14 protein-coding genes and 1 pseudogene are annotated in these 11,981 nt (G+C 71.9%); 9 read left to right on the top strand and 6 right to left on the bottom strand.

Annotated elements, in window-relative coordinates; translation table 11 throughout:
* Positions 1-64 precede the first annotated feature (64 nt).
* Positions 65-181: pseudogene (locus IE153_RS22955) on the bottom strand (TetR/AcrR family transcriptional regulator); the annotation flags it as partial.
* 5 nt (positions 182-186) lie between these two features.
* Here IE153_RS22955 and IE153_RS22950 point away from each other — a divergent pair.
* A complete protein-coding gene (locus IE153_RS22950) occupies positions 187-603 on the top strand; it encodes an MFS transporter (protein WP_229829119.1) in 417 nt (138 codons plus the stop codon).
* Position 604: 1 nt separating this feature from the next.
* On the opposite strand, the gene IE153_RS22945 is transcribed toward IE153_RS22950, so the two are convergent.
* Positions 605-1,006 carry a hypothetical protein gene (locus tag IE153_RS22945; protein ID WP_189591699.1) on the bottom strand — a complete coding sequence of 134 codons (402 nt, stop codon included), beginning with the start codon at positions 1,004-1,006 and terminating at the stop codon, positions 605-607.
* Between the two features lie 56 nt (positions 1,007-1,062).
* Here IE153_RS22945 and IE153_RS22940 point away from each other — a divergent pair, with 56 nt between their 5' ends.
* A complete protein-coding gene (locus IE153_RS22940) occupies positions 1,063-1,767 on the top strand; it encodes a uridine kinase family protein (protein ID WP_189591698.1) in 705 nt (234 codons plus the stop codon).
* A 210-nt stretch (positions 1,768-1,977) separates the two neighbouring features.
* Here the strand turns inward: IE153_RS22940 and IE153_RS22935 are convergent, their stop codons facing one another.
* The gene (locus tag IE153_RS22935) at positions 1,978-2,802 is read right to left on the bottom strand and encodes a SigE family RNA polymerase sigma factor (protein ID WP_189591697.1); all 825 of its coding nucleotides are present in this window, start codon (positions 2,800-2,802) and stop codon (positions 1,978-1,980) included.
* A 238-nt stretch (positions 2,803-3,040) separates the two neighbouring features.
* On the opposite strand from IE153_RS22935, the gene afsQ1 reads away from it, so the two are divergent.
* The 5 genes from afsQ1 (at position 3,041) to IE153_RS22910 (ending at position 6,884) form a co-directional block, all read left to right on the top strand.
* Complete coding sequence (gene afsQ1 / locus IE153_RS22930) at positions 3,041-3,718, top strand: two-component system response regulator AfsQ1 (RefSeq protein WP_053675520.1); 678 nt, start codon at positions 3,041-3,043, stop codon at positions 3,716-3,718.
* Positions 3,715-5,322, top strand: a complete 1,608-nt coding sequence (locus IE153_RS22925; protein WP_189591696.1) for an ATP-binding protein — start codon at positions 3,715-3,717, stop codon at positions 5,320-5,322. Before afsQ1 ends, IE153_RS22925 begins: the two co-directional genes overlap by 4 nt.
* A complete protein-coding gene (locus IE153_RS22920) occupies positions 5,319-5,939 on the top strand; it encodes a hypothetical protein (RefSeq protein ID WP_189591695.1) in 621 nt (206 codons plus the stop codon). The genes IE153_RS22925 and IE153_RS22920 overlap by 4 nt, the downstream gene beginning before the upstream one ends.
* Before the next feature lie 85 nt (positions 5,940-6,024).
* Complete coding sequence (locus IE153_RS22915) at positions 6,025-6,609, top strand: VanZ family protein (RefSeq protein WP_189591694.1); 585 nt, start codon at positions 6,025-6,027, stop codon at positions 6,607-6,609.
* Between the two features lie 62 nt (positions 6,610-6,671).
* On the top strand, positions 6,672-6,884 hold the full coding sequence (locus IE153_RS22910) for a PspC domain-containing protein (protein ID WP_189591693.1): 213 nt from the start codon (positions 6,672-6,674) through the stop codon (positions 6,882-6,884).
* Positions 6,885-6,964: 80 nt separating this feature from the next.
* Here the strand turns inward: IE153_RS22910 and IE153_RS22905 are convergent, their stop codons facing one another.
* Both IE153_RS22905 and IE153_RS22900 read right to left on the bottom strand, forming a co-directional pair.
* A complete protein-coding gene (locus IE153_RS22905; protein ID WP_189591692.1) occupies positions 6,965-7,321 on the bottom strand; it encodes an ATP-binding protein in 357 nt (118 codons plus the stop codon).
* A gap of 139 nt (positions 7,322-7,460) precedes the next feature.
* On the bottom strand, positions 7,461-8,651 hold the full coding sequence (locus tag IE153_RS22900) for an adenosine deaminase (protein WP_189591691.1): 1,191 nt from the start codon (positions 8,649-8,651) through the stop codon (positions 7,461-7,463).
* 123 nt (positions 8,652-8,774) lie between these two features.
* On the opposite strand from IE153_RS22900, the gene IE153_RS22895 reads away from it, so the two are divergent.
* Positions 8,775-9,533 carry an alpha/beta hydrolase family protein gene (locus tag IE153_RS22895; RefSeq protein ID WP_031106358.1) on the top strand — a complete coding sequence of 253 codons (759 nt, stop codon included), beginning with the start codon at positions 8,775-8,777 and terminating at the stop codon, positions 9,531-9,533.
* A gap of 71 nt (positions 9,534-9,604) precedes the next feature.
* Here IE153_RS22895 and IE153_RS22890 read toward each other — a convergent pair whose 3' ends face one another.
* A complete protein-coding gene (locus IE153_RS22890; RefSeq protein WP_097219606.1) occupies positions 9,605-10,567 on the bottom strand; it encodes a LysR family transcriptional regulator in 963 nt (320 codons plus the stop codon).
* 62 nt (positions 10,568-10,629) lie between these two features.
* Here IE153_RS22890 and IE153_RS22885 point away from each other — a divergent pair, with 62 nt between their 5' ends.
* The gene (locus IE153_RS22885; protein ID WP_189591690.1) at positions 10,630-11,904 is read left to right on the top strand and encodes an MFS transporter; all 1,275 of its coding nucleotides are present in this window, start codon (positions 10,630-10,632) and stop codon (positions 11,902-11,904) included.
* Positions 11,905-11,981 lie beyond the last annotated feature (77 nt).

Here is an 11,981-nt window from a genome sequence, read left to right as displayed (position 1 = left end):
AGATCCCGAGCCGCTGCCCGATGCCGTCGAGGACGCAGTCGAGGCCGAATGCGAACTCCCAGGCCCGGTCGATCATGAGCGCCCAGAGGTCGTCCTTGCCGTTGACGTGCCGGTAGGCCGCCATGGGGGCGACGCCGAGCTTGGTGGCGAGGCGGCGCATGGTGACGGCGGCACCGCCCTCTCACGATGCCCGTCGCCTCCGGCCTGACGCCGGCGCTCGGCGTGGGCATCGGCTGTCTGATGCAGCCGGCGATGCTCATCACGATGAACAACGCCGAGCCCCGCGACATGGGCGCGGCCAGCGGCACCCAGACACTGCTGCGCACCATCGGCGGCTCCCTGGGCGTCGCCGTCCTCGGGTCCGTCTACACCGGCCGGCTCACGGCTGCCGTGACGGACGGGCTCGGCGCCGGGGGCGGGCGGCTGACCGAAGGGGAGCTCACCCCCGGACTGTTGCGGGACCTGCCGGAACCGGTCCAGGACGTGTTCCGGACCGGTGTGGTGGACGGCCTGCACGGTGTCGCGTTCGGCACGGCCGCGCTGTGCGCCGTGGCTTTCGGGGTGGCGTGGCTGGTCCGGGAGGTCCCGCTGCGAGGGCGGTGAGTTACCGCGAGAGCGGCTCGCCCAGGCGCTCCACCACCGGGATGCCCCCGATCGACGGCGCCTGAGCCACCGGTCCCGTCACCTCACGGGACGACATCGGCTTGAAGTCGGCGACCTCGGTGCCGACGCTGTTGTCGAGCGGGTCGACTCCCGTGCCGGCGAGGGGGTTGGGCTTGAGGCCCGTGACGGTGCCGGTGGCGTAGGAGAGGGTGTCGCTCGCCGCCTGGAGGCCGGCCCGGGGGTCGGTCTTCCCCACAGAGGTGTGGACCACGTCCAGGACCGAGCCGGTGCCCGCCGCGGCCGCCGCCGCACCCGCACCCGCTCCCAGCGCGATGCCGGCGGTCGCGAGGACGGCCAGGGCACGTTGGGCGGTCGGCTTCATGGGTGAGTCGTGTCGGGCCATCGCTGCCACCTTCTGACGCTGTGGGTAATCGGAACGACACGAAGGGTAGTTGAGATGTGACGCGCGCATCAAAGCCGACCCGCGGGGTCGTACGGCCCCCGGTCGATGCCTCACACTGGTGTCCCGTGAGTTCTCCTCTGCCCATACCGACGCGAGTCGTGCTGCTCTGCGGCCCTTCCGGCTCCGGCAAGTCCCTCCTCGCGGCCCGCTCCGGCCTTCCGGTGCTGCGGCTCGACGACTTCTACAAGGAGGGCGACGACCCGACACTGCCGCTCGTGGCGGAGAGCTCCGACATCGACTGGGACCACCCCGACTCGTGGGACGCGGACACCGCCGTCGCCGCGATCACCCGGCTGTGCCGCACGGGCCGCACGGACGTTCCCCTCTACGACCTCTCGCTCAGCGCCCGCACCGGCGTGGAGACGGTCGACATCGGGCGGACCCCGCTGTTCATCGCGGAGGGCATCTTCGCCGCGGAGATCGTCACGCGCTGTCGCGAACTCGGCGTCCTCGCCGACGCGCTGTGCCTGAGCCGCGGCCCGGTGAAGACGTTCCGCCGCCGGTTCCTGCGGGATCTGAAGGAGGGCCGCAAGTCGGTGCCCTTCCTGCTGCGCCGCGGCTGGCGCCTGATGCGGCAGGAGCGCACGATCGTCGCCCGCCAGACGGCGCTGGGCGCGTACGCCTGCGACCGCGACGAGGCGATGGGCCGCCTGGCGGCAGCGGCGGCCGGCCGGTGCGCGAGCCTCCGTACGGCGGCCTGACCGGCCAGGCCGCGGTCAGGGCACAAAGGAAAACGGGACTGGACGGACCCCCCGGCCCTCCAGCCCCGCTCCTGTGTTCCCCCGTTGTCCTCCCCCGCCCTGCGGAGACACCCCCCAGCGTCTCCGCAGTCCCCCACTCTCCTGCCAAGACGCCCCCCAGCGTCCCTGCAGTTCCCCCGTGGGCCCCCTTTGCGGTGCCCCCCCGAACCTTCAGGCGACAAGCTCGCCGAAGGCGTCCTCCTCGTCACGGCCGAAGCTGAGGACCTCGTCCTCGCGCAGCCGGCGGAGCGACCGCCAGATGCTGGACTTCACCGTGCCGACACTGATGTCGAGGATCTCCGCGATCTCCGGGTCCGTGCGGCCCTCGTAGTAGCGCAGGACCAGCATGGTGCGCTGGAGTTCGGGCAGCCGGGCCAGCGCCTGCCACAGGACCGCGCGCAGCTCGGTGCCGCGCATCGCGTCCGTGTCACCGGGCGTCTCCGGCAGTTCCTCGGTCGGGTACTCGTTGAGCTTGCGGCGCCGCCAGGCGCTGATGTGCAGGTTGGTCATGGTGCGGCGGAGGTATCCGCCGACCGCCGCCTTGTCACTGATCCGGTCCCACGCCCGGTAGGTCGAGAACAGCGCGCTCTGCAGCAGGTCCTCGGCCTCGAAGCGGTCACCGGTGAGGTGGTAGGCGGTCGCGTACAGGGAGGCGCGGCGCTCCTGGACGTAGGCGGTAAACGCCGCTTCGGCATCTACGGTCTCCGTCAGCGAACGGCGCTCCCCCGAGCCCTCCCCGTACGCTGCTCCCCCGACGGTGCCCGTGGCGGCTGCCGCCGCGGACCCCTTGTTGATCTCCCCCGTGGGTGCGTCAACCACCGTCATGAACGCGGTGTGCTGACGCCCGGTGCCGCGAGCGCACCCCCGCCCTCCCCCACGCTCGGCTACGCTCGCGCGGGAGGGGCCCCCATCGACACCGGACTTCTCGGAACCCCTGTGCACGTCGTGCAGACGCGTGACAACTGCGCTGGTGCTGATGCCGTGCAGCGTGTTCATCTCGCGCCCCCCGTCGTGGACTTCCGTTGTGCGGCCCGCCGGTTGGGGCGGGCTTCCTTGCCTGTGCCGAAAAGCTTGCCGCGGCACTTTCATGGCCGTGTCCGCCGACTGTCACAGACCTGTCACAGGGGTCGGCCACAGGTCCACCACAGCTCCTGCACACACGTCGGCGGTACCGCTCGCATCGAGTGGGCCCCACCGGTCGAACCCCGAGCCCTCCATGGGCCAGAATGAGCGCGTGCCTTCCCTGTTGCTGATCGAGGACGACGACGCCATCCGGACGGCCCTGGAGCTCTCACTGACGCGCCAGGGCCACCGCGTGGCGACCGCTGCCAGCGGTGAGGACGGTCTGAAGCTCCTTCGCGAGCAGCGGCCGGATCTGATCGTGCTGGACGTGATGCTGCCCGGCATCGACGGGTTCGAGGTGTGCCGGCGCATCCGGCGCACGGACCAGTTGCCGATCATCCTGCTGACCGCGCGCAGCGATGACATCGACGTGGTGGTCGGGCTGGAGTCCGGCGCCGACGACTACGTCGTCAAACCGGTCCAGGGGCGGGTGCTCGACGCCCGGATCCGGGCCGTGCTGCGGCGCGGCGAGCGGGAGTCGAACGACGCTGCGAGCTTCGGCAGCCTCGTCATCGACCGCTCGGCGATGACCGTGACGAAGAACGGTGAGGACCTCCAGCTCACGCCGACCGAGCTGCGGCTGCTGCTGGAGCTGAGCCGGCGGCCGGGCCAGGCGCTGTCCCGCCAGCAGTTGCTGCGGCTGGTGTGGGAGCACGACTACCTGGGCGACTCGCGGCTCGTGGACGCGTGTGTCCAGCGGCTGCGCGCCAAGGTCGAGGACGTGCCGTCGTCCCCGACGCTGATCCGTACCGTGCGGGGTGTCGGCTACCGGCTGGACGCGCCTCAGTGACCCAGGCGCACCAAGGGGGGGCCCACGGCTGGACCGGGGCGCGCAAGGGAGCTCTGTCGCGGCTGCGCTTCACCAGCCTGCGGCTGCGACTGGTCGTCGTCTTCGGCCTGGTGGCCCTGACGGCCGCCGTGTCCGCGTCGGGGATCGCGTACTGGCTCAACCGCGAGGCGGTGCTCACCCGCACCCAGGACGCCGTGCTGCGCGACTTCGAGCAGGAGATGCAGAACCGGGCGGGGGCGCTGCCCGAACGTCCGACGCAGGACGAACTGCAGCACACCGCGGGCCAGATGGCGGGCAGCGACCAGCGCTTCAGCGTGCTGCTGGTCGGCCGCGACACCGAGGGCCGGACCGTCTACGGCAGCTCCGGCGGGCTGAACGGCTTCTCGCTCCAGGACGTGCCGAAGTCGCTGCGCACGGCGGTGAACCGGACGCAGAAGGTCGACGGGGCCAACAAGCACCCGTACCACCTGTACTGGCAGCGCATAGTCGACCACGACACCCCGTACCTGGTGGCCGGTACGCGGGTGATCGGCGGCGGCCCGACCGGCTACATGCTCAAGTCGCTGGAGCCGGAGGCCAAGGACCTCAACTCGCTGGCCTGGTCGCTGGGCATCGCCACGGGGCTCGCGCTGATCGGCTCGGCGCTGCTCGCGCAGGCCGCGGCGACGACCGTGCTGAAGCCGGTGCAACGGCTCGGGGTGGCCGCACGGCGGCTGGGCGAGGGCAAGCTGGACACCCGGCTGCGGGTGTCCGGGACCGACGAACTGGCCGATCTGTCACGGACGTTCAACTACGCGGCCGAGGCGCTGGAGAAACGGGTCGAGGACATGGCCGCCCGGGACGAGGCGTCCCGGCGGTTCGTCGCGGACATGAGCCATGAGCTCCGTACCCCCCTCACCGCGATCACCGCCGTGACGGAGATCCTGGAGGAGGAGCTGGAGGCGGAGACCGGCAGCATGGACCCGATGATCGAACCCGCCGTCCGGCTGGTGGTCAGCGAGACGCGGCGGCTGAACGACCTGGTCGAGAACCTGATGGAGGTCACGCGTTTTGACGCGGGTACCGCCCGGCTCGTCCTGGACGACGTCGATATCGCCGACCAGATCACCGCCTGCATCGACGCCCGTGCCTGGCTGGACGCGGTCGAGCTGGACGCCGAGCGCGGCCTGCACGCCCGGCTGGATCCGCGGCGCCTGGACGTCATCCTGGCCAACCTCATCGGCAACGCGCTCAAGCACGGCGGCTCCCCGGTGCGGGTGTCCGTGCGGGAGGCGGACGACTCGATCGTCATCGAGGTGCAGGACCACGGCCCCGGCATCCCGGAGGACGTCCTGCCGCACGTCTTCGACCGCTTCTACAAGGCCAGCGCCTCCCGGCCGCGTTCCGAGGGCAGCGGCCTGGGACTGTCCATCGCGCTGGAGAACGCCCACATCCACGGCGGCGAGATCACCGCGGCCAACTCGCCCGATTCGGGTGCGGTCTTCACACTGCGGCTCCCGCGCGGCACGTCCCCCGCGGAGGAGGAGCAGCCCGCTGAGGACGGGCTGACGCCCGGGAGCGACACCGACCGGCCCCAGGGCGAGGACACGAAGGGGGACGCATGATGACCGCACGTCTCGCGGCCGTGCCCCGCCTGCTGGCCGTTCCGGCGCTCGCCGTGCTGCTGGCCGGCTGCGGGATCCGGGCCACGGAGGTGCCGACGAACTTCGGGCCGGCGCCCTCGCGGGTGCAGTGCTCGCTCGCCGAGCCGGACGTCTCCACGCAGGCGGCCCGCGGGCTGCCGGTGCAGGTGTTCCTGCTGTGCGGGTCGTCGCTGGTGACCGTCGACCGGACCGTGCGGGTCCCGGACGGCGCGGCCGACTCCGAGCGGCGCATCCTGGTCGCGCAGGGCCTGCTGGACCAGCTCGCCGCACCCACGTCGGCCGCCGAGAAGGAGGCCGGCTACAGCACGGACGTGCGCGGCGGCATCACCGTCGGCGGGCCGCGCCCCGGCGACCCGGACGACACGCTGCGGCTGAGCACCGCGCCGGCCGGCCTCACCTCGTACGCCCTCGCGCAGGTCGTCTGCACCTTCTCCGACTCGGCGGCGGCCGAGGGGGACGGCTCGGTGGTCCTGGGCGGGCCGGGCGCCGAGTCCCCGCGCCGCTACGAGTGCACCGACGAGGTGCGGGCCCGGCCGGGCAGCACGGAACCGCCGTCGAAGGACGCGGCCGGGGAGTGATCCGCCCCGCCTGTGGCGTATGCCTCACAGGGCAACCAGGGCCCATCCCGGAACCGATCCTGCCGGAGGCCGCGTCTTGGGGGTCGTGCAGCGTCAAGGCTCCATCGGCGGCAGCGCCGCGTTCCGCATCCGTGTGACAGGGGGTGTCCTCCTCGTCGCCCACCTCGCGTTCGTCGCCTGGTTCACGCTGCGGCCCCTGGACGTGCCCTGGGTGATGCCCGCCAATCTGCGGCCGTTCGCCGGTATCCGGGCCGATCTCGCCCTGGGCTGGCCGGAGGCGGCCCGGCGGATCGGCGAGGGGCTGGCCCTGCTCGCTCCGCTGGGTGCGCTGCTGCCGCTGGTCGGCGGCAGGCTGGTCGTCTCGCCGCTGGCGTCCCTGCTGCGCACCGTCGCGGCCGGCGCCCTGCTCTCCTGGGGCATCGAGCTGTTGCAGACGGGCGTGCCCGGTCAGGTCGTCGACGTCGACTCACTGTTCCTGAACACCCTGGGCGTGGCCCTCGCGCATCTCGCGCTGGTTCCGGCGGGCCGTTCCTGGCTGCGCCGTCGCACCACCGCCCGCCCGCTCCGCGCGCCCCTGCACCCTCAGGAGCCGGCTCAGGGTCGGACCCCGACGATTCCCAGGGTCGGGATCGCCCCGTGGAGCGACGCTTTGCCCCCTTCGTCTCCGTAGCGTGGAGTGCAGATGGGGTACTCGGACGAGAGGCCTCACACACCCTCACGAAGGAGTCGCACATGTCCCGCCTCGCCCGCCCCACCCACGGCCGCATGATCGGCGGAGTGTGCGCCGCGCTGGCACGGCGCTTCGGCACCTCCGCGACGACGATGCGCGTGATCTTTCTCGTCTCGTGCCTGCTGCCCGGCCCGCAGTTCCTGCTGTACATCGCGCTGTGGATCGTGCTGCCCTCGGAGGACAAGGTGCACGGGAAGACCCGGACGGCCTGGTAAGCCCCGTTGCGAGAACGCCGATGGGGCGCACCCCGTGCAGGTGCGCCCCATCGGCGTGTGTGTCCGCCTCGGCGGGTGGGTCAGACGGCCGGCACGCCGTTCACCGGCAGGCCGTGCGCGGGCAGGTCCTGCACCGGGAGCCCGCCGAGCAGCTTGGCAGCCGGGCCGGCCGGGCCCTGGGCGAGCAACTGCCCGGCGACCGGCTGGGCGGCGGCGAGACCGGTACCGGCCAGGGTCTGCCCCTGGCCCACCGCCTCGCCCGAGCCCGCCGGCAGCGTCTGGGAGAGCTGCTCCGCCGGGAGCGCCGCGGTGACGGTCTCCAGGGCCTGGGCGGTGTCCGGGACGGCCGGGGCGGCGTTGGCGGCACCCGCACCGGCGGCGGCGAAGGCGGCACCGAGAGCGGCGACACCGAGGGTCTTGGCAGCAGACTGCTTCATGAAATGCGTCCTCGTAACGGGATGACGGGGTGTGAGCGGTTCAACGACCGTAATCACGCGGCCCCGTCGGCCGCAAACATCGAAATGCGGACGGATGGTGAACACCGCCCGCATTCACTGCGCGCCGAATACCCCCGCTTCAGCTCTCCGAGGCGCCAGAACCGCTGGTGGAAGCGGTCTGACGGAACAGCCATTCGGATTTCAGCTCGGCATATCCGGGCTTGATCACGTCATTGATCATGGCCAGCCGTTCATCGAAAGGAATGAAAGATGATTTCATCGCATTGACGGAGAACCACTGCATGTCGTCGAGCGTGTATCCGAATGCCTCGACGAGGTGCTCGAATTCCCGGCTCATGCTGGTGTGGGACATCAGGCGGTTGTCCGTGTTGACCGTGGCGCGGAAATGCAGCCGGCGCAGCAGACCGATGGGGTGCTCGGCGTACGAGGACGCGGCCCCGGTCTGGAGGTTGGAGCTCGGGCACAGCTCCAGCGGAATGCGCTTGTCCCGGACGTAGGAGGCGAGCCGCCCGAGTTCGACCCGGCCGTCCTCGTGGACCTGGATGTCGTCGATGATCCGCACACCGTGCCCGAGCCGGTCGGCGCCGCACCACTGGAGTGCCTGCCAGATGGAGGGCAGACCGAAGGCCTCGCCGGCGTGGATGGTGAAGTGGTTGTTCTCGCGCTTGAGGTACTCGAAGGCGTCGAGGTGCCGGGTGGGCGGGTAGCCGGCCTCGGCGCCCGCGATGTCGAAGCCGACGACGCCCAGATCGCGGTAGCGGTTGGCGAGTTCGGCGATCTCCAGGGCGCGGGCCGCGTGCCGCATGGCGGTGAGCAGCGCGCCCACGCGGATGCGCTGCCCGTTCTCGCGTGCGCGCCGCTCCCCTTCCCGGAAGCCCTCGGTGACGGCCTCGACGACCTCTTCGAGGCCGAGGCCGCCCTCCAGGTGCTGCTCGGGGGCGTAGCGCACCTCGGCGTAGACGACGCCGTCCGCGGCCAGGTCCTCGGCGCACTCGGCGGCGACCCGGACCAGGGCGTCACGGGTCTGCATGACGCCGACGGTGTGGGAGAACGTCTCCAAGTACCGTTCCAGGGAGCCGGAGTCGGCGGCCTCGCGGAACCAGACGCCGAGCTTCTCGGGGTCGGTGTCGGGGAGCTGGGTGATGGGGGCACCTCCCACGCCATTAGGGCTGTGGGGGACGTTCTCGCGGGCGAGTTCGACGATCGTGCCGGGACGCAGACCGCCGTCGAGGTGGTCGTGCAGCAGAACCTTGGGCGCCCGGCGGATCTGGTCCGGTGTCGGGGTGTTCGCGATGGTCTGGCTCGTCATTTCCGCACTCTAACTCCTACGCGCGTAGATGGCGCGTTCCCGGATGCTTTGCGTTTTCGTCGATACGGAACGGTGATCCCGAGGACGGGTCGCGTACACCCGCGCTTCTGACACTGTTCTGTCATGGCACACCAAGCGACGCCGGTTCGCAGGGCCCGGCTGGGCAGGGCACTCGGTCCGGAGCCGACGGCGGTGAGCGGCGCGGTGCTGCTGCTCCCCGGCGGCGACGAAGTATCCGGCCGCAGACCGTCGCCCATGCTGGCGACCGCCTCCATGCGCGGCGTCGGGCGCCGGCTGGCCCGCGCGGGCCGGGACGAGGGTCTCGCCGCGCACGTGGTGCACTACCGCTACCGCGGGTGGAACGGCAGCGAGGCCAATCTCGCGCAGGACGCGACCTGGGCGGCCGACGAGATCGTACGGCGGTACGGGGACGTGCCGGTCTGCCTCGTCGGGGTCGGGATGGGCGGCCGGGCGGGCTTGCGGGCGGGTGGCCACGAGGCCGTCAACTCCGTGCTGGCACTCGCCCCTTGGCTGCCGGAGGAAGACGTCGCGGCGCCACCCGAACCGGTGAAGCAGCTGGTCGGGCGCCAGGTGCTGATCGTGCACGGCACGAACGACGGGCGGACGGATCCGGAGCTGTCGTTCCGGCTGGCGGCCCGGGCGAAGAAGGCGAACCGGGACGTGTGCCGGTTCGAAGTGCACGCGGACGGACACGGGTTGCATCAGTACCGGGACGAAGTGCTGGCTTTGGCCGAGGACTTCGTGATGGGGGCGTTGTTCGGGCGGGCGGTGTCGCGGCCCGTGCGGGACGCGTTCGCGGCGCCGCCGCCGTTGGGGTTGCGGATGCCGCTCGCTGCGGGGTTCAGTCCCTCGAGGCGGTAGCGCCGTCGGGGCACGTGCGGGTTTCGGGCTGTGGGTCCGTCGTGGCTGATCGCGCAGTTCCCCGCGCCCCTTCAGGTCGGCAACAAGCTGCCCCTTCGTGAGAGAAGGAACTTCTTGAAGGCCGCCACCGGGGGCGTGTCCGGGTGGCCTTCCAACCAGGCGACCCCGATTTCGCGGGCCGCCCTTGGGGCCGTGACCGTCAGTTCCACCACTCCCGGGCGCGGGACCGCCGGTGGAGGCAGGAGGGCGACTCCCAGGCCCGCCGCCACCAGGCCCCTCAGTGTTTCCGCCTCTTCGCCCTCGAAGGCGATGCGGGGCTTGAAGCCGGCCTCCTTGCACAGGTCGTCGGTGATGCGGCGCAGGCCGTAGCCGGGTTCCAGGGTGACGAAGGTTTCGTCCGCGGCCTCGGCGAGGCGGATGCGGCGGCGGCCTGCCAGGGAGTGGTCGGCGGGGACGACCAGGCGCAGCTTCTGCTCGTCCAGGCGGCGGGCCACGAGGTCGGGGGCGTCCGGTACCGGCGACGTCAGGCACAGGTCGAGTTCGCCCGCGCGCAGGCGTTCCAGCATGGCCTCGCCGTAGTTCTGGACGAGGCTGAAGCGGACCCGCGGATGGTCGGCGCGGAAGGCGTGCAGCAGGCCCGGGACGGTCTCGGCGCCCATGGTGTGCAGGAAGCCGAAGGCGACCTTGCCGGTGGTCGGGTCGGCGTCGGCGCGCACCTCCTCGGCGGCGCGCTCGACCTCGGCCAGGGCGCGTTCCACGGAGGCGAGGAAGGTGCGGCCGGCCGGGGTGAGGGAGACCGTGCGGCCATGCCGGGCGAACAGGTCGACGCCCAGGTCCTGCTCCAGGCGGGCCATGGAGCGGGAAAGGGTCGACTGGGGGACGTTCATCTCCTGAGCGGCCCGGGTGACGTGCTCGGTGCGGGCGACGCCCGCGAAGTACGCGAGGCGCGGCGCCAGCACCTTCGACATCTCTGCCATGTCTTCTGTGTCACTGCTTGGTGACAGGCGACCCTGTGAGCTCGGTTGATGCACCATGGGAACGATTATGACCGTTCCATGCATTGGACGGATGAGTGCGCTGTCCGTACGTTCGAGGCATGTCTCCCGCCAGTACCGGGGCGTCCACCGTCGTGGGCGCCGATGTCCCTGTCCCCGCTGCCGACTCCCGTGTCTCCCCGGGCGGACCCGGCTACCGCCGGATGAGCTTCGCCCTCTTCCTCGCGGGTGTCGCGACCTTCGCGCTGCTGTACTCCACCCAGGCCCTGCTCCCGCTGATCTCCGGCGAGTTCGGGGTGGCGGCGAGCGACGCGAGCTGGACGGTGGCCGCCGCGACGGGCGGGCTGGCGCTGTTCGTGCTGCCGATGAGCGCCCTGTCGGAGCGCTTCGGACGTAGGGCGGTCATGACCGCCTCGCTGGCCGTGGCCGTCACGCTCGGGCTGCTGGTGCCCCTCGCCCCCTCCCTCGGCGTGCTGATCGCGCTGCGGGCGCTGCAGGGCGCCGCCCTGGCCGGGCTGCCCGCGTCGGCGACCGCGTACCTCGCGGAGGAGGTCAGTCCCAAGGCGCTGGTCACCGCGATCGGCCTGTTCGTCGCGGGCAACAGCGTGGGCGGGATGAGCGGCCGGGTCATCACCGGCTGGGTCGCGCAGGAGTGGGGCTGGCGCGTGGCCGTCGGCGTCATCGGGGTGATCGCGGTGGCGTGTGCGGTGGCCTTCCGGCTGCTGCTCCCCGCCCCGAAGCACTTCAGGGCCGGTTCGCTGCGGCCGCGTGTGCTGGCCCGTACGGTCCGCGACCACCTGTCCAACCCGCTGCTGTGCCGGCTGTACGCGATCGGCGCGCTGTTCATGACGGTGTTCGGCGGCGTGTACACGGTCATCGGCTACCGCCTGACCGAGGCCCCGTTCTCGCTGCCGCAGGGCATCATCGGCTCGATCTTCCTGGTGTACCTGGTCGGTACGGTGTCGGCGTCCACGGCGGGCCGGCTGGTCGGCCGGCTGGGCCGCCGGGGCGCGCTGTACGCGGGCGGCGGTACGACGGCGGCGGGCCTGCTGCTGTCTCTGGCGGGCTCCCTCCCGCTGGTCCTGCTGGGCCTGGTGCTCATCACGGCGGGCTTCTTCGCGGGCCACGCGGTCGCCTCCTCGGCGGTCAGCAAGACGGCCACGCACGGCAGGGCCCAGGCCTCGGCGCTGTACCAGTCGGCGTACTACATCGGCTCCAGCGCGGGCAGCACGGTCGGCGCGCTCGCGTTCCACGCGGGCGGCTGGGCCGGGACGGTCGGGGTCGGACTCCTGGCGGTCCTGGGCGTCGTCACGATCACCGTCTTCGGAACCCGGGCGGCCCGACTGCAGCGCCGGCAACTGGCCACGGCCGCCTGAGCCTCGACGCCACGCCCCCTGTTCAGGGCCGGTTGTCAGTGGGTGCGGATACCGTCCGCGTCTGCTGATCACCGGAC

This window comes from Streptomyces massasporeus, from assembly GCF_014648995.1.
Taxonomy (GTDB): Bacteria; Actinomycetota; Actinomycetes; order Streptomycetales; family Streptomycetaceae; genus Streptomyces; species Streptomyces massasporeus.
Note: the sequence above shows the minus strand (reverse complement) of the source record. Positions and strands in the feature narration are given on the sequence as shown.